Raw genomic sequence first — 17,385 nt, 5'->3', positions numbered from 1 at the left:
GCTGTGGATTATAGCCGTGGTGACCCATGCTTACAATTGCGGCACTCCTCAGGATGAGATTAATCTGACTCTACCTGTGGATCACCTCCGACATTGCCCTTCATTAACGATCCGTTGTTGTAACCCATGCTCTCTTTGCACACAATAAGTCCAACAATTTGGCTTTACGCGGAAAAAGAGGTCGATAAGCGGCAAAAAGTTGCCATGCTTAGAGGATCCAAAGCCAGTAAATAAAATTAAGAAGACGTTGTGCCCAGCTGGAATCAGGGCCGGCAACATAATCAGGAGTGAGCGTGCCACGAATTCATGTCTATTGCATGTTAGGTCTTTTAGCTGCTGCACCTTTTGCTGAAGCGGCCACCGTGCGACTACAGGTGACAGGGTTAACCGGGGATTTACAAAAAAACGTCCGTGCGCGGCTCTCCACCATTTCAAGTGATGAGATTTCGGCGGATGGCCGTTTCCGCGCGCGCGTCAGCAATGCCGTTAAAGAGGGCCTTAAAGCACTGGGTTATTATGAGCCTACCATTGAGTTTGACCTTCAGCCTCCGCCTGCGGGCGGTAAAAGGCCGGTGCTGATTGCTAAAGTGACGCCGGGCGAGCCGGTGAAGCTGGCGGGTGAAACGGTGATCATTCGTGGCGAAGCGCGTGAAGATAAAGATTACCAGGCGCTGGTGAAAAGCGGCAGAGGTAAGATCGGCGGCGTTCTGAACCACAGTGATTATGACGGCTTTAAAAGCTCCCTGAGCAACATGGCGCTGCGCAAAGGGTACTTTGATGGTGACTATGCTAAAAGCCAGCTTGGCGTCTCTGTAGAGCGTCGGGAAGCCTTCTGGGACATCGATTACGACAGCGGGCAACGCTATCGCTTTGGCGACGTCAGCTTTGAAGGCTCGCAAATCCGCGAAGAGTACCTGCAAAATCTGGTGCCCTTTAAAAAAGGGGATTATTACAGCTCGCGCGATTTAGCCGAGCTGAACCGCCGTTTGTCTGCAACCGGCTGGTTTAACTCTGTGGTGGTGGCGCCTGAGTTTGATAAATCCCGTAAAAATAAAATCCTGCCATTACACGGCGTGGTCAGCCCGCGTACGGAAAATACCATTGAGACCGGCGTGGGCTACTCAACGGACGTGGGGCCACGGGTCAAAGCAACCTGGAAAAAGCCCTGGGTTAACAGCTACGGACACAGCCTTACTACCAGTGCCAATGTCTCGGCACCGGAGCAGCAGCTCGATTTCAGCTATAAAATCCCGCTGCTGAAAAACCCCATTGAGCAGTATTACCTGCTACAGGGAGGCCTGAAAAGGACCGACCTTAATGACACCAAAGCGGACTCCTCCACGCTGGCAGCCTCCCGCTACTGGGAATCTTCCTCGGGCTGGCAACGCGCCATTAACCTGCGCTGGAGTCTTGATCACTTTACCCAGGGTAATGTCACCAACACCACGATGCTGCTTTACCCAGGCGTAAGCATAAACCGTACCCGCTCCAGAGGGGGATTAATGCCGACGTGGGGGGATTCGCAACGCTACTCTCTTGATGTCTCTGATACCACCTGGGGGTCGGATATCGACTTCGCCGTGGTGCAGGCCCAGAACGTCTGGATTCGGACGCTGGCCGATAAGCACCGCTTTGTGGCGCGCGGCAATCTCGGCTGGATTGAAACCAATGACTTCGAAAAAGTCCCGCCCGATTTGCGCTTCTTTGCGGGGGGCGACCGCAGTATTCGCGGCTATAAATACAAAGGTATTTCGCCGCGAGATGAGGACGGTAAGCTGACCGGTGCCTCTAAACTGGCTACCGGCTCGCTGGAGTACCAGTACAACGTAACGGGAAAATGGTGGGGAGCGGTCTTTGTCGACTCCGGTGAAGCGGTGAATGATATCAAGCAGAGTAACTGGAAAACCGGCGCAGGCTTCGGTGTACGCTGGCAGTCGCCGGTAGGGCCAATTAAGCTCGATATTGCCCGACCGGTTGGGGATGATGAAGATCGGGATATACAGTTTTACATCGGATTGGGGCCTGAACTATGAGTCGCTGGAAAAAGGTCCTGATTGGCATCCTGATTTTCCTGCTGTTGCTGCTGGGCGGCATCGCATTTTTAATTGGAACCACGACCGGTCTGCATCTCGTGCTGAACGGCGCCTCACGCTGGGTGCCTGGCCTGGCGATCAAACAGGTGGAGGGCGGCTGGCGTAATCTCACGCTGAAAGGCGTGCAGTATGAGATGCCGGGCATCACCGTCAACGCGGGGGAGTTCCATCTTGCTCTCCAGTTAGGCTGTCTGAAAAATAGCGCCTTCTGCGTGAATGACCTGGCGCTGAAAGATGTGAATGTGGTGGTGGAGAGTAAAAAAATGGCTCCCGCTGCGCCTGCGCCAGAAGAGGAGGAGCCTTCCTCCGGCGATTTAAGTACTCCTTATCCCATCACTCTGCGTCAGCTGGCGCTGCATAACATCAACATAAAAGTAGATGATACGGCAATCTCGCTGGCCGATTTTACCTCAGGACTCAGCTGGCAGGGACGGGCGCTGACGCTGAATCCCACGCATATTCAGGGCCTGCTGATCGCTCTGCCCAAAGCCGCGAAGGTAGCTGATGAACAGGTGGTTCAGCCAAAAGTGCAGCAGCCGAAGCCGGATGAACAGCCGCTGGGGGAAACCTTAAAAGCGATGTTCGCCAAACCTTTGCTGCCTGACCTGCCGGACTTCAAAATGCCGCTGGATGTGGATGTTCAGCAGCTCCTTGGCGAGCAGCTGCGCATTACCGGCGACACAGATATCACCGTGAACCGACTGCTGCTGAAAGCTAAAACGCAGGAGAGATTGCTGCATCTGGAAACGCTGGATGTGGACTCGCCACAGGGGCAGCTGAATGCTCAGGGGCAGGCCACGCTTGCCGGAAACTGGCCGGTGAACTTCACGCTTTACAGCGCGCTCAACGTCGATCCAATCAAAGGCGAGAAGATTAAAATGACGGCGGAAGGCGGTCTGCGTGAGCAGCTCAACCTTGCGCTGAATCTCTCTGGCCCGGTACGGGTACAAATGGACGCCACTACCCGGCTGGCTGAGGTGGGGTTGCCGCTGTCGATGACCGTGCAAAGCCCACAGCTGCGCTGGCCGCTGACTGGCGAAACGCAGTATCAGGCAGACAACCTTAACTTCAGCTTTAAAGGCAAAGCGACAGATTATGTGATGTCGCTGAAAACCGCGCTGAAAGGACAGGGCATTCCGCCTGCAACCCTGACGCTGGATGGCAAAGGCAACGTTGAACAGTTCGCGCTGGATAAGCTGCGTCTGGCGGCGCTGGAAGGGAATACCGATCTCACCGCGCTGGTGGACTGGAGCAAAGCGATCAGCTGGCGCAGCGAGCTGACGCTTTCCGGCATCAATACCGCGAAGCAATATCCGGACTGGCCTGCGAAGCTGGAAGGCAAAATTACCACGCGCGGCAGCCTGTACGGCGGAAGCTGGCAGATGCGCGTACCGGAGCTGAAGCTGCGCGGCAACGTTAAGCAGAATGCTGTCACCGCAGACGGCTCGCTGTATGGCAACAGCTATAACCAGTGGGATATTCCGGGCCTGAAGCTGGTGCTGGGGCGCAATAATATCGATCTTAAAGGATCGCTGGGCGACAAGCTCAATCTGGATGCCAACATCGATGCGCAGCATCTGGATAACGCGCTGCCAGGCCTTGGCGGCGTAGCGAAAGGGACTATCAAAGCCCGTGGCGACCTGAAAACACCTCAGCTACTCGCCGACCTGACCGCATCCGGCCTGCGCTGGCAGGCGCTCACTATCGCCCGCGTGGTGCTGAAAGGGGATGTCAGTTCCGGTGAGCAGATTCAGGGCAAGCTGGGTCTTGAGGTGGATCAACTGCATCAGGATGCTCTGGCTATCTCAAAAATTACGCTGGATGCCAGCGGCAGTGAAAAGCAGCATCAGCTGAAGCTGAACGTAACTGGCGAACCGGTTTCCGGCCAGCTGGCTCTGAATGGCAGCTTCGATCGCGCTACTCAGCGCTGGAAAGGTTCCCTCAACAATACGCGTTTCGACACCCCGGTAGGGGAATGGCGCTTAACCCGCGCCATCGCGCTGGATTACCTCAACAGCAAGCAGACCGTCACTATCGGGCCGCACTGCTGGCAAAACCCGAACGCGGAGCTGTGCGTGCCGCAAACCATAGAGGCCGGGCCTTCCGGGCACGCAAAAGTAGCGCTTAACCGTTTTGATCTGGCGATGGTAAAGCCGTTCCTCGGCGAGGGCACTCAGCTCAGCGGCATCTTTACGGGCGATGCTGACGTAAGCTGGACGGCTGACGGGGGACTGCCGCAGGGCCGCGTATCGCTGAAGGGTAACGGCGTGAAAGTGGAGCAGGATGTGGATGGCAATACGCTGCCGGTTGCGTTTGACACGCTGAACCTCAATGCGGCGCTGCGTAACGGTCGCGCCCAGCTCGACTGGCTGATCAAGATTGCTAATAACGGCCAGCTGGATGGCAACGTGCAGATTGCCGATCCTGAGGGCCGGCGCGCGCTGTCGGGTAACGTGAATATCGCCAACCTGTCGCTGGCGCTGCTTAATCCGGCACTGATGAAGGGCGAGAAGGTAGCCGGGATGGTGAATTCCAGACTGCGGCTCGGCGGTTCTCTGCAAAAGCCACAGGTATTCGGCCAGCTCGGCCTGAAGGATGTGGACGTCGAGGGCAGCTTTATGCCGGTTGACCTCACCGCCGCCAACCTGAATATGGTCTTCAACGGTATGAGTTCCACGCTGGAAGGGCTGGTGCAGACTTCCAGAGGTCAGCTCTCCCTGCGTGGCGGAGCGGACTGGAGCGTGCTGGACGCATGGCGCGCACGCATAGCGGCGAAGGGCGACAAAATCCGCGTAACGGTGCCGCCAATGGTGCGCATGGACGTTTCACCGGATCTGGTGTTTGAAGCCACGCCGCAGCTGTTCAACCTGGACGGTCGCGTGGATATTCCCTGGGCGCGAATTACCGTGCAGGAAGTGCCGGAGAGCGCCGTGGGAGTCTCTTCTGATGAAGTGCTGCTGGATAAAGACCTCAAGCCTGTTGCACCGAAGTCCACCGCGATCCCGATCAACAGCAATCTGGTTATCCATGTCGGTGATGACGTGCGGCTCAGCGCCTTTGGCCTGAAAGCCAAACTGAATGGCGATCTGAAAATGGTGCAGGATAAACGTGGCCTGGGCCTTAACGGGCAGATCAATATTCCATCTGGCCGTTTCCATGCCTATGGACAGGACTTGATCGTGCGCAAAGGGGAGCTGCAATTTGCCGGCCCGCCGGACCAGCCATACCTTAATATTGAGGCGATTCGTAATCCTGAAGCGACCGAAGATGATGTAACCGCAGGCGTCAGAGTGACAGGACTGGCCGATGAACCCAAAGCAGAAGTCTTTGCCGACCCGGCGATGTCACAGCAGGAAGCCTTGTCCTATCTGCTTCGCGGACAGGGTCTGGACGCTTCCGGCAGCGACAGCAGTGCAGTAACCTCAGCTTTAGTGGGATTGGGACTTGCACAAAGTGGGCAGGTTGTGGGTAAAATCGGGGAGACCTTCGGGGTGAGTAATCTGGCCCTGGACACGGCTGGCGTCGGTGACAGCCAGCAGGTCCAGGTCAGTGGCTATGTTCTGCCGGGTCTACAGGTAAAATACGGTGTTGGCATATTTGATTCACTGGCGACGTTAACCTTACGTTATCGCCTGATGCCCAAGCTCTATTTGGAAGCGGTGTCTGGTCTCGACCAGGCCCTGGATTTGCTCTATCAGTTTGAGTTCTAGCAATGCGAATAATTGTCTATGGCAGCTTAAGGCGTAAGCAAGGCAACAGTCACTGGATGACCAACGGGCAGTGGCTGGGCGATCACCAGATCGACGGCTATGAGCTTTACAGTTTGGGTCTTTATCCCGGCGTAGTGGCGGGAAAAGGGCGGGTTTATTGCGAGGTTTACCGCATTGATGCTTCCACGCTGGGTGAGCTGGATGCGCTCAGAACCAAAGGTGGGGAGTATAAACGTCAGCTGATGCAAACGCCTTATGGCAGCGCCTGGCTCTACGTTTATCAGCGCTCGGTTGCCGGGAAAAAACAGATTGTCAGCGGCGACTGGCTGCGGCGCGATGAGGTCGATCCCGCCGGAGAGAAGTCATAAAAAAAACACCGCTCACTGAGCGGTGTTTTTTTATCACGACACGAAAAATTATTTTTTCGCAGCGCGTTCGAAAGAGGCAACAATTTCAGCTTTAGCCGCTTCAGCGTTGTCCCAGCCTTCCACTTTCACCCATTTGCCTTTTTCCAGCGCTTTATACTGCTCGAAGAAGTGAGTGATCTGCGCACGCAGCAGCTCTGGCAGGTCGTTCACATCTTTGATGTGATCGTACTCTTTAGTGAGTTTGGTGTGCGGGACGGCAACCAGTTTGGCATCTTCGCCAGACTCGTCGGTCATTTTCAGCACGCCAACCGGACGGCAACGAATTACCGAGCCTGCCTGTAACGGGTATGGGGTTGGGACCAGCACGTCTACCGGGTCACCGTCTAAAGACAAGGTGTGGTTGATGTAACCGTAGTTGCACGGATAGAACATCGCGGTAGACATAAAGCGGTCAACGAACAGGGTGCCGGAATCTTTGTCGACTTCATATTTGATCGGATCGGCATTAGCCGGGATCTCGATAACAACATAGATGTCTTCTGGCATATCTTTGCCCGCTGGAACCAGGTTCAAACTCATGGTTAATTCCTTTATACATTCATAATCAAGTGACGCTCATTATAGCCAACTGCAACTGAAAGTATCCCCCCTTTTTGCCCTTTCGGAATGCTCCAGTACTGGGCTGGCAGCGGCCTGGGATAAACGGCTGAAACAGCTTAATGGCACTCTTCCGGATTGCCGCAGCTTTGCGCCAGAGATTTCAGCGCTAACGCCTGGTTTTTAACCAGTGCCACCTGCTGAGCACCGGCCTGTAACGAGGCCTGAGTACCGCTGTCAATCAGCTTTGCTTTAACGGCTTCCCTCCAGCTGTCACGGTATTTGAGCCAGGCACGCTGAGCATCCCTTAATTTAGTTTTTTGCTCTGCACTCAGGCTGGCGATAAGTCTGGCGTACTGCTGATTCATCTCTTTGTCCCAGGCGGTATTTGCCTCAGCAAAGCAGCGCTGCATCGCCAGGGTGGTGGTGGCTCCGTTCAGGCAACTCTGTTGCGCGGTATCAATCGGATTGGTGGCGGCCTGAGCGTTAAGCATAAACAGCAGAGCCGTGAGGGCCAGGGCAATTTTTTTCATAAAAATTCTCTTATTGATGTTGAGAAAATAGCAATCCAAACCGGTTTTATCGTGATGTTAACTCTCTTTGCCCGATCTCTCTTATGGGCTGTTGAAGCTCATCCCATCACAGTAAATGGCAAAATTGATCCATATCAATCTCATATGACCTCCGCGCCTTTTCCCTTCAATTTTGCTAAAGGTTGCGGAAGGCGTTGCCGATAATCTCACCGCTTTTGGCGTTCATGGATTAACAACTTTAGTGAGGATTACACAACATCATGCTTAAAAAAATCTCAATCAGAAACGGGTTATTAGTGTTGTTAGCGTTGATGACGTTGATGCTGCTGAGCGTCAGCGTGATGGGTATCAGTGCCATCAATAAAGGAAATCGTTCGCTGGACATCGTTAACCGCATTCAGGGGATCGAGTTAAACAGCCTTTTTCTTGCCAATAATGGCCTGCTCCGGGCACGAACCACGGCCGCGCTGGCGGTAAGGAAAATGGAAATCGGCATGATCGATGACGCGAGCAGCGCGACAGAGAGAGCCGAAAAATACCTTAATACTTCGCAACAGGAATTAAAAAAGTTTGTGGAGGCGGGCACAGTCACCGCAACGGGTAAGAAGCTGGCGGATGCCATTGTAGCCAGCTACGGCAATTATCTTGATCAGGGCATTAAGCCGATGATGCTCTCCCTGCGGCAGCAAAATACCGATGGCTATTACACGCTTCTGGAAGAAAAACTGACGCCGCTAAACGCTGCTTTCAGCAAAGCGGCGGAAGATTTTAATATTTATGCCAACCAGGTTTCCGATTCCCAGCTGGCAGAAACCGCCAAAAACCAGCGGATCCTGACTTTCCTGATCGTTTTCTGCGGCATCCTGACGATTATCCTGCTCTCTGTCTCCTGGCTGTTATTGCAGGCGATCCTGCTTAAGCCGCTGGATTCCGCCATTGAGCATCTGGAATTTGTGGCGGCTGGCGATTTGACGCAGCTGTTACCAGAAGGCGGCAGCAACGAGCTGGGCAGGCTTAACACTGCTCTGGCTGAAATGCAGGCTTCACTGCAACAGTCGGTCAGCCGTGTGCGGGATGCCAGCCTGCAAATTGATATCGGCAGCCGGGAACTCTCTTCAGGCAACCTTAACCTTTCCCAGCGCACGGAAGAGTCTGCCGCCTCGCTGGAGCAAACTGCGGCCAGCATGGAGCAGCTGACTGCTACCGTGAAACTGAATGCGGAAAACGCCAGCCAGGCTCATCAGCTGGCGAGATCTGTCTCCGACAGTGCCGATAAAGGCAGTGAGGTTGTCAGCTACGTAATGGAGAAAATGCGGGAAATTTCCAGCAGCTCCAGGCGCATCGGCGACATTCTGGGCGTGATTGATGGTATTGCCTTCCAGACCAATATCCTGGCGCTGAACGCCTCTGTGGAAGCGGCACGTGCCGGGGAACAGGGCAGGGGCTTTGCGGTTGTTGCCAGCGAAGTTCGTACGCTGGCGCAGCGCAGCGCCACAGCGGCGAAAGAGATCCGTGAATTAATCAGCGAATCTCAGAGCAGAGTAAACGAAGGATCGCAAATGGCGACCCGTGCCGGAGAGACCATGGATGAAATCGCTACCGAGGTGATGCGGGTGACCACGCTGATGAAAGAGATCTCCAGCGCTTCTCAGGAGCAGAGCCGGGGAATTGAACAGGTGAATCAGGCCGTTACGCAGATGGATGAGGTGGCGCAGCAAAATGCCGCGCTGGTTGAGCAGGCCGCGGCGGCCACACACTCTCTTGAAGAGCAGTCCCAGCAACTTGTGCAGTCAATGGCGGTATTCAGGGTTACGCCGGCCTGAAAACCGGCTTAAAAAAAGGGCGACCCTGAGGCCGCCCTTTTCACTATGATTACCTGGAGGCGTTACGCGTCCGGGAATTCACGCAGGAAGCGCTCCTGGTCATTCACCATGTCGGTATTACCCACAAAGAACGGTGAACGCTGGTGCAGCGTTTCTGGCGTTAAATCAAGAATACGGTTTTTACCGTCGCTGGCTTTACCGCCAGCCTGCTCGGCCAGGAAAGCCATTGGGTTGCACTCATACAGCAGGCGCAGCTTGCCTTGCGGGTGGCTGGCGGTGCTTGGGTAGAGGTAGATCCCGCCTTTCAGCAGATTGCGGTGGAAGTCCGCCACCAGCGAGCCAATATACCGCGAGGTATAGGGACGGTGGGTAGGCTGATCTTCTTCCTGACAGAACTTCAGATACTTTTTCACGCCCTGAGGGAAACGGATGTAGTTTCCTTCGTTAATAGAGTAGGTATAACCCTTTTCAGGGAACTCCATTTTTTCCGCGCTGAGGCAGAATACACCCAGTGACGGATCGTAAGTAAAGGCGTGAACGCCGCAGCCAGTGGTGTAAACCAGCATGGTTGAGGAACCGTAAACCACATAGCCGGCAGCAACCTGCTGGTTGCCAGGCTGAAGGAAATCTTCCTCAGTGACTGGCGTGCCTGCCGGGGTAATACGGCGATAGATAGAGAAGATGGTGCCAACAGAGACGTTAACGTCAATATTTGACGAGCCATCCAGTGGATCCATCAGCACCACGTATTTGCCGTTCTCCACCCCTTCGAAGATCACAATCTCATCTTCTTCTTCAGAGGCGATACCGGCAACAATTCCGCGCGCTTTCAGGGCCGCTTTGAGTTTTTCATTGGCAAACAGATCGAGCTTCATCTGTTGTTCGCCCTGAATATTTTCGACACCGCTGGCGCCCAGGATGTCCACCAGGCCAGCTTTGTTAATGTCACGGTGAATGATTTTCGCGCCCAGCTTAATGGCTGAAATCAGCGCGGTCAGCTCACCAGTGGCGTGAGGAAAGTCGTGTTGCTTCTCGACGATGAATTCGCCTAACGTTTTCATAACACTATCCCTGAATCTGCGGTTGAACAGCAGCCTGCTTTACAAACTGCCAACGTATGCGTACGCAGTTTAGCCGATTGAACGCTAAAGAACATAGGGCAAATCCGTTTCTTCCTCGCTGCGGGGACGCTACACTGTGCGCCGGACTTTCCAGTTAACGGATCTATTATGCGTATTCACATCCTCGGTATCTGTGGCACTTTTATGGGCGGCCTGGCCATGCTGGCCCGCGCGCTCGGCCATGAGGTGACCGGTTCAGACGCCAACGTTTATCCGCCAATGAGCACGCTGCTTGAAAAGCAAGGCATTGATTTAATTCAGGGATACGACCCTTCCCAGCTTGATCCGGCCCCGGATCTGGTGATCATTGGCAATGCCATGACGCGCGGAAATGCCTGCGTGGAAGCGGTGTTAGAACGTAACATTCCTTACCTCTCTGGCCCTCAGTGGCTGCATGATTTCGTGCTGCGTGACCGCTGGGTCATTGCCGTGGCCGGAACCCATGGAAAAACCACCACGGCGGGGATGGCGGCATGGATTTTACAGGCGTGCGGCCTCGAACCCGGCTTTGTTATTGGTGGCGTACCAGGAAACTTTGATGTTTCAGCAACTTTAGGAAAAAGCCCATTCTTCGTCATCGAAGCGGACGAGTATGACTGCGCCTTCTTTGATAAGAGGTCTAAATTCGTGCATTACTGCCCGCGTACGCTGATCCTCAACAATCTTGAGTTTGATCACGCGGATATATTCGACGACCTGCGGGCCATTCAGCGTCAGTTCCATCATCTGATCCGCATCGTGCCGGGACAGGGTAAGATCCTGCTGCCTGAGCATGACGTCAACATCAAACAGGTGATCTCAATGGGCTGCTGGAGCGAGCAGGAGAGTGTGGGTGAGTCTGGTCACTGGCAGGCGAAAAAGCTGACGCCGGATGCTTCTCGCTGGGAAGTCTGGCTGGAGGGTGAACGCGTGGCGGAAGTGAACTGGGCGCTGGTGGGCGAGCACAACATGCATAACGGCATGATGGCGATTGCCGCCGCGCGTCACGTGGGCATTAAACCGGAAGATGCTGGCCTGGCACTGAACGACTTTATCAATGCCCGTCGCCGTCTTGAGCTGCGTGGTGAAGCGAATGGCATCAAGGTCTATGACGATTTTGCCCATCATCCCACCGCTATTCTGGCAACCATGACGGCGCTGCGCAGCAAAGTGGGCGGTACGGCGCGCATTCTCGCCGTGCTGGAACCGCGCTCAAACACCATGAAAATGGGGATCAGCAAGGACGATCTGGCTCCCGCGCTGGCCAGAGCCGATGAAGTGTTCCTGTTCCAGCCGCACCATATTCCGTGGCAGGTATCAGAGGTAGCCGAGGCATGCGTGCAGCCTGCTCACTGGAGTGCGGATGTGGATACGCTGGTAGAGATGATTGCCAAAACGGCGCAGTCGGGTGACACCATTCTGGTGATGAGCAACGGCGGGTTTGGCGGCATCCATCAGAAGCTGCTGGAAAGACTGGCGAAGTAAGCGCGGCGGATCCAGTGAAGAGGGCGGAGAAATTCGCCCCCTCGTGATAGCCGTAGGGGGAGGAAGAGCCGCGGCGCTAAGAAGCTTAACCCTCGCAGCGGCTGGGCAGCTGGCCTGAAGGCGGGGTTATTCCGCCCGTTCAGGATCAGGCCTCAGCCAGATCGCGCAGGTACTGGAAGATTTGCCGGTAGGCTTTAGGTGGCTTGTTGGCGGCTTTCTCTTTCTGTGCATTACGGATCATCGCACGCAGCTGCTGGCGGTCCGCATCCGGATAGAGTGCCAGCACGTCCGGCACGGCATCATCCCCTTCCGCAACCAGACGGTCACGCAGCACTTCAAGCTTGTGGAACAGCGCAACCTGCTGGTTGTGACGGTTCTTCAGCTTGTCCAGCGCCAGGCGGATCGGCTCTTCGTCGCGTGAACGCAGCATTTTACCAATCAGCTGCATCTGGCGGCGGCGGCCCTCTTTCTTGATCTTCTGCGCCAGCTCAATAGCGGCACGCAGATCTTCATCCAGCGGGATCTTGTCCAGCGAGTTCTTGCTTAACTCAACCAGTTCTCCACCCAGGCGCTTTAGCTCCTCGGCGTCACGTTTTATTTCACTTTTACTGACCCAGATAATCTCTTCATCTTCTTCTTCTTGATTATCGGGTACATCATCAAGCCAGTCGTCGGGCTGTTTAGTCATGGGAGGTTCCTAAAAAAGAGGCTAATGCTATCAGGAAACTTAGGCTACTGCGAAATTGTTCTCTGAGTCTGTTAGACTCAAATGAACCCTAATCCCGAATGAATCTGGAAATCTGGCGTTTTCACTGTGGCCAGAGAAGCCCTAATCAATTATATGGTAGGTCAATGAAATTACTCTCCCAAGTTGCAGAACAGCGTAAAACCCTCGAACAGGCGGTAGCGACAGCACTCGAACTGGCAAAAGTCAGCACCGATGGGGCGGAAGTTGCCGTGACCAAAACCACCGGTATCAGCGTCAGCACCCGTTTTGGTGAAGTGGAAAACGTAGAATTCAACAGCGATGGCGCACTCGGCATCACTGTTTATCATCAAAACCGCAAAGGCAGCGCCTCCTCTACCGATCTCAGCCCGGAAGCGATCAAACGCACCGTGCAGGCGGCGATTGATATCGCGAAGTTTACCTCGCCCGATCCTTATGCTGGCGTGGCCGATCGTGAACTGCTGGCCTTTGATGCCCCGGATCTGGATCTCTATCACCCGACGGATCTCGATCCCGATCGTGCTATTGAGATGGCCGCTCGCGCAGAGCAGGCGGCGCTGAAGGCGGACAAACGCATTACTAACACCGAAGGGGGCAGCTTCAACAGCCACATCGGGATGAAAGTGTTTGGTAACAGCCACGGCATGATCCAGGGCTACTCTTCCAGCCGCCACTCCATCTCCAGCAGCGTGATTGCGGAAGCCGATGGCGATATGGAGCGCGATTATGCCTACACCATTGGCCGCGCTATTGAGGATTTGCAGTCGCCTGAATGGGTTGGCGAAGAGTGCGCGCGCCGCACATTGTCACGCCTGTCACCGCGCAAGCTTTCCACCATGAAAGCGCCGGTCATCTTTGCTGCGGAAGTGGCGACAGGGTTGTTTGGTCATCTGGTGGGGGCCATCAGCGGCGGCAGCGTCTACCGTAAATCCACTTTCCTGCTCGATTCACTGGGCAAGCAGATCCTGCCTGAGTGGCTCACCATTCAGGAGCAGCCGCACCTGCTGAAAGGGCTTGCCTCCACGCCGTTCGACAGCGAAGGGGTGCGCACTCAACAGCGCGATATTATAAAAGATGGCGTGCTGCAAACCTGGCTGCTGACCAGCTACTCTGCACGCAAGCTGGGGCTGCAAAGCACCGGGCATGCAGGTGGTATCCATAACTGGCGCATTGCCGGTCAGGGCGACAGCTTTGAGCAGCTGCTGAAAAAGATGGGCACCGGTCTGGTGGTCACTGAGCTGATGGGGCAAGGCGTCAGCGGCATCACCGGCGACTATTCCCGCGGTGCGGCCGGTTTCTGGGTGGAGAATGGCGAGATCCAGTATCCCGTCAGTGAAATAACCATCGCCGGTAATCTGAAAGATATGTGGCGCAATATGGTTACTGTCGGCAGCGATATTGAGCTACGCAGTAATATCCAGTGCGGCTCGGTGCTGCTGCCAGAAATGAAAATAGCCGGGCAGTAATTCCGTCATTTATGCGTATTATAATGGGGTGGCCACAGGTCACCCCTTTTTGTCGTGCTTTTCACATAAAAATAAGGAATTGCGCCATGCGTAGAACATTACTGACTTTGTTGACGGCTTCTTTGTTGTTCTCCAGCGTTCCGGCGCTGGCCGACCTGGAAGAGGATATGGATATTCTCAAGGGTGGCTTACGTACCGTCACTAAAACGGAGGATCCTTCCGAATTTAAAAAAGCCCTGACCGATATGCGCGGCGCGGCAGAAGATGCCAAAACGCAAACGCCAGATAAGTTAAAAGGCCAGCCTGCTGACAGTGCCCAGATAAAAGATTTTCATGCAGGGCTGGATAAGTTGATAAGTCAGATTGATACGAGCATGAAGCTGGCAAATGCTGGCGATCTGGCTGGCGCAAAAAAAGAAGCGGAGAAATTTGCCGACACGCGTAACGAGAATCATAAGAAATTCCGCTAACATCTTCGGGCTGTTAACCGCTTTCCGGGCCTGGCCAGGCCCATTTACTTGCTGAACTTCCCTTCTTTTCCTGCTACTCCCACTATTATAAGTTTTACCTATCTTATTCACCTGCTCTGACCTTCCTTGGTGCCTCTTTTCTTTCCTGCTGCGTGAAATTATTACGGCTGGCCGGAATAACGTGACTTATCTCTCGTTTTTATCTTCTTTCTGCATGAAATAACCATTTTGTGGCCTGGCCCACACCCGGTGGTTCTATTTCCACTTCGAAGTGGAAAAAGTCGGTCTATACACTTTTCCCCGCTGGGGCTAATTTATTTTCAACGCGAAAAAACACCGTTTTGGCACGACCGAAGCGAAATACGAGGAGCGCAGTGTGAATAATGGAGCGGTATCCGTAAATAGGGATGAAAGTGAGCAGGCGATTCAGACGCTGGCAGACAGAGTAATGGCGCAGATTGCTGACCTGTTTGCCGCAAAAGCGATCGTCCCCAATGCGGTGCAGCAGCAGATGCTCGCCTCGCATGTTAAGGCGATGGCGCTGCGCTCCCTGACCGGCGAACCGCTGCCGGAAGTGGAGGAGGAGCTGTTTGAGGATATCTCCCCTGAGTCGATGGCGCTGGCGCAGCAGGTGGTGGATCTGTTCGGCAACCTGCCGAAAGAAGAAGCCTGGCTGCTCTCTGTTCACTTTGAAGTGGCAAAAGAGAACGACTAACCACGGGCCTCCTCCCTGAGTAAAAACAGACAAATTCAATTAATTAAGGATCAGAACATGTCACAAGTCATCGTAGTTATCGGCGATCGTTTAGGGAAAGGGCAGAAAGTGGCTGCGGGCGTTGAGAAAGCTGGCGGCAAAGCGGTGGTTGTACCGGGCGTGGCGGCAGATATGAAGCTGGGCGACGTGATGAAAGCTGAGAATGCTTCGTTCGGGATCTCTTTCTGCGGCAGCGGCGGCGCAGGTGCCATCACGGCGCAGAATAAATATGGCTACAAAGCGAAACACGGTATGCGCTCTGTTGACGAAGGCGTGACCGCCATCAATGAAGGCGCCACGGTGCTGGGCTTCGGTTTTATGGATAAAGAAGAGTTAGGCGAGCGTCTGGTGCAGGCGTGGAACAAGAAGCACGGTAGCTAACTGATGAAGGAACACTTCACCACCACGGTGAACGTCAGCGGCAAGGGTGACAGTAAAGAGAGAGCCTTTGCCGACGCGCTGAGCCGGGTACAAAACAGGGTCCTTAAAGCGACCAACAAAGTTCTGCTGCGGATTGAACCCCAGGATGTCGTCGTGGTTCACGCCCGGGAGAGCGTCAGAAAGGAGAAGTTCCTGTTCTTCTTTCTGGCAAGAGAGCGACGGAATTACAGCGTAGAGCTGGATATTACCGTCAACGTAACGGTGATTGACACTGACAAAGTCAATTTCATTACGCAATAAAGCACTGCCTGTAAGGGCAGCAATAACCATGACTTAAAAACGTTGGCGCAAGCCTGAAAGGAAAGACTGATGTTTTTAATTATTCTCTTTAAGTCGCTCATCATCGGCGGTCTTGTGGGTGTGGGCGTGGGCGCTGGTGCAGCGCGCATGTTTCACGCACCCACAACGCAGGGGATGGGTGCGTTTCGTACACTGGGTGAACTCAACTCCTGTGAAGGCGATCCCGCCTCTCACTTCTCCTTTGGCCTGGGCTTCTTCTTTAACGCCTGGGCTTCCTCTGTGGCCGCCGGTTCCTTCACCCAGGACGTTGACCACCGCATTATCCCACACTGGGGCGCGGCGGCACTGATGGTGAAAAACCGCAACCTGGCGGAAACCCTGCACGATCCGAAAAAAATGGCGGTTGCCTGCGGCATCATCGGCATGATCGTCGTGGCTTTCCTTAACTCGACGGCTTCCGCCGTTCCGGCAGCGCTACAGGTCACCGCCGTTAAAGTGCTGGTGCCCGCGGCAAACCTGCTGGTGAATACGGTGATGCCGGTGATTTTCTGGCTGGCAGCTATCGACGCAGGCAAAAAGTCGGGCTTCTGGGCAACCATCTTCGGCGGTCTCGCGCAGCTTATCATGGGTAACGCCGTACCGGGTCTGGTACTGGGCATCCTGATCGGTAAAGGCGTGGAAGAGAGCGGCTGGAACAAAGTGACCAAAATCATGATGGTGGCGATTGTCCTGCTGTTCGTGCTGAGCGGGTTCTTCCGCGGCTTTGATATGAAAATGCTGCAATCCTTCCAGCTTGGCGTGCCAGGGTGGCTGGAGATGATCCACAACTCCCTGAGCGGCAAATAAGACGAGGACAGTGATAATGGAAGAGTCAAAAAGCGGTTTCTGGTATGCCGACTGGTCTTTCCCGATTTTTGTCGGGCTGCTCTCAGCAGGGGTTTTTGCCGGTACGCACATGTATTACACCTATGGCCTGGGTGCCTTTAACGAAGTGGCCTTTGTGTCGATGCTGCGTGCGGGGATGGAAACTGGCGTCTACGGCGCAGTAGCGGCATTTGGTGCCAGCTTCCTGTTTGCCCGTATCATCGAGGGTTCGCTGGTAGGGATTTTGGATATCGGTGGCGCCATCCAGACGGGCGTGGGCCTTGGCGTTCCTGCGCTGCTGTTGGGGGCGGGCATTGTTTATCCGGTTGCCAACTTTGCCGCTTCGCTGGTCACCGGCCTGGTGATTGGGCTGGCCATCGGCTATCTGATTATCCTGGCGCGTAAGTTCACCATCAATAACAGCGACTCCACCTACGGTGCGGACGTCATGATGGGGGCGGGTAACTCCTCCGGCCGCTTCCTGGGGCCGCTGATCATCCTCTCTGCGATGACCGCATCAATTCCGATTGGCTTAGGATCGCTGATTGGTGCGCTGCTGTTCTATCTCTGGAACAAGCCGATTACCGGTGGCGCCATCCTGGGCGCCATGCTGCTGGGAGCTTTCTTCCCGGTTGCTCTCTAGAAGTGACGGCGGCTTGCCCGAAGTGTTGGGCAGGCCGCTTTGACGGGTGCCAGAGCATCCGGTGAAAGAAG

16 protein-coding genes are annotated in these 17,385 nt (G+C 54.7%); 12 read left to right on the top strand and 4 right to left on the bottom strand.

Annotated features, from left to right (window positions below; all coding sequences use genetic code 11):
- Positions 1–317: 317 nt before the first annotated feature.
- From tamA to AAH450_RS13465, 3 genes are read left to right on the top strand one after another with little or no spacing between them, the layout of a single operon-like run.
- On the top strand, positions 318–2,033 hold the full coding sequence (gene tamA, locus AAH450_RS13475) for an autotransporter assembly complex protein TamA (RefSeq protein ID WP_342910833.1): 1,716 nt from the start codon (positions 318–320) through the stop codon (positions 2,031–2,033).
- Complete coding sequence (gene tamB, locus AAH450_RS13470; protein ID WP_342910679.1) at positions 2,030–5,803, top strand: autotransporter assembly complex protein TamB; 3,774 nt, start codon at positions 2,030–2,032, stop codon at positions 5,801–5,803. The genes tamA and tamB overlap by 4 nt, the downstream gene beginning before the upstream one ends.
- A gap of 2 nt (positions 5,804–5,805) precedes the next feature.
- The gene (locus AAH450_RS13465; protein ID WP_342910678.1) at positions 5,806–6,171 is read left to right on the top strand and encodes a gamma-glutamylcyclotransferase family protein; all 366 of its coding nucleotides are present in this window, start codon (positions 5,806–5,808) and stop codon (positions 6,169–6,171) included.
- 48 nt (positions 6,172–6,219) lie between these two features.
- Here AAH450_RS13465 and ppa read toward each other — a convergent pair whose 3' ends face one another.
- Together ppa and AAH450_RS13455 are read right to left on the bottom strand one after the other, a co-directional pair.
- Entirely contained in the window at positions 6,220–6,750 is a 531-nt protein-coding gene (ppa, locus tag AAH450_RS13460) for an inorganic diphosphatase (protein ID WP_318788573.1), read from the bottom strand.
- A gap of 137 nt (positions 6,751–6,887) precedes the next feature.
- Positions 6,888–7,301 carry a lysozyme inhibitor LprI family protein gene (locus AAH450_RS13455; RefSeq protein WP_342910677.1) on the bottom strand — a complete coding sequence of 138 codons (414 nt, stop codon included), beginning with the start codon at positions 7,299–7,301 and terminating at the stop codon, positions 6,888–6,890.
- A gap of 260 nt (positions 7,302–7,561) precedes the next feature.
- On the opposite strand from AAH450_RS13455, the gene AAH450_RS13450 reads away from it, so the two are divergent.
- Complete coding sequence (locus AAH450_RS13450) at positions 7,562–9,124, top strand: methyl-accepting chemotaxis protein (RefSeq protein WP_342910676.1); 1,563 nt, start codon at positions 7,562–7,564, stop codon at positions 9,122–9,124.
- A gap of 62 nt (positions 9,125–9,186) precedes the next feature.
- On the opposite strand, the gene fbp is transcribed toward AAH450_RS13450, so the two are convergent.
- The gene (fbp, locus tag AAH450_RS13445) at positions 9,187–10,185 is read right to left on the bottom strand and encodes a class 1 fructose-bisphosphatase (RefSeq protein ID WP_318788576.1); all 999 of its coding nucleotides are present in this window, start codon (positions 10,183–10,185) and stop codon (positions 9,187–9,189) included.
- 168 nt (positions 10,186–10,353) lie between these two features.
- Here fbp and mpl point away from each other — a divergent pair, with 168 nt between their 5' ends.
- On the top strand, positions 10,354–11,709 hold the full coding sequence (gene mpl / locus AAH450_RS13440) for a UDP-N-acetylmuramate:L-alanyl-gamma-D-glutamyl-meso-diaminopimelate ligase (RefSeq protein ID WP_342910675.1): 1,356 nt from the start codon (positions 10,354–10,356) through the stop codon (positions 11,707–11,709).
- A gap of 145 nt (positions 11,710–11,854) precedes the next feature.
- On the opposite strand, the gene yjgA is transcribed toward mpl, so the two are convergent.
- On the bottom strand, positions 11,855–12,397 hold the full coding sequence (gene yjgA, locus AAH450_RS13435; RefSeq protein ID WP_306208340.1) for a ribosome biogenesis factor YjgA: 543 nt from the start codon (positions 12,395–12,397) through the stop codon (positions 11,855–11,857).
- Between the two features lie 164 nt (positions 12,398–12,561).
- On the opposite strand from yjgA, the gene pmbA reads away from it, so the two are divergent.
- The 7 genes from pmbA (at position 12,562) to AAH450_RS13400 (ending at position 17,314) form a co-directional block, all read left to right on the top strand.
- Positions 12,562–13,902, top strand: coding sequence for a metalloprotease PmbA (pmbA, locus tag AAH450_RS13430; RefSeq protein ID WP_342910674.1), 1,341 nt, complete (start codon positions 12,562–12,564; stop codon positions 13,900–13,902).
- Between the two features lie 86 nt (positions 13,903–13,988).
- The gene (gene cybC, locus AAH450_RS13425; RefSeq protein WP_342910673.1) at positions 13,989–14,372 is read left to right on the top strand and encodes a cytochrome b562; all 384 of its coding nucleotides are present in this window, start codon (positions 13,989–13,991) and stop codon (positions 14,370–14,372) included.
- A 376-nt stretch (positions 14,373–14,748) separates the two neighbouring features.
- Complete coding sequence (locus tag AAH450_RS13420; protein WP_342910672.1) at positions 14,749–15,087, top strand: glycine dehydrogenase; 339 nt, start codon at positions 14,749–14,751, stop codon at positions 15,085–15,087.
- Positions 15,088–15,144: 57 nt separating this feature from the next.
- Positions 15,145–15,507, top strand: a complete 363-nt coding sequence (locus AAH450_RS13415) for an SFCGS family glycine-rich protein (RefSeq protein WP_318788581.1) — start codon at positions 15,145–15,147, stop codon at positions 15,505–15,507.
- Between the two features lie 3 nt (positions 15,508–15,510).
- Positions 15,511–15,807, top strand: coding sequence for a DUF4312 family protein (locus tag AAH450_RS13410; protein WP_342910671.1), 297 nt, complete (start codon positions 15,511–15,513; stop codon positions 15,805–15,807).
- A gap of 69 nt (positions 15,808–15,876) precedes the next feature.
- Positions 15,877–16,653: a DUF4311 domain-containing protein gene (locus AAH450_RS13405; protein WP_342910670.1), complete on the top strand. Its 777-nt coding sequence runs from the start codon at positions 15,877–15,879 to the stop codon at positions 16,651–16,653.
- A gap of 16 nt (positions 16,654–16,669) precedes the next feature.
- Positions 16,670–17,314 carry a DUF4310 family protein gene (locus tag AAH450_RS13400; RefSeq protein ID WP_318788584.1) on the top strand — a complete coding sequence of 215 codons (645 nt, stop codon included), beginning with the start codon at positions 16,670–16,672 and terminating at the stop codon, positions 17,312–17,314.
- The last annotated feature ends 71 nt before the right edge of the window (positions 17,315–17,385 follow it).

Origin of the sequence: Erwinia magellanica, assembly GCF_039023495.1 — a bacterium.
In the GTDB taxonomy this organism is placed as follows: domain Bacteria; phylum Pseudomonadota; class Gammaproteobacteria; order Enterobacterales; family Enterobacteriaceae; genus Erwinia.
This window is presented reverse-complemented; position numbering and strand designations above follow the sequence as displayed.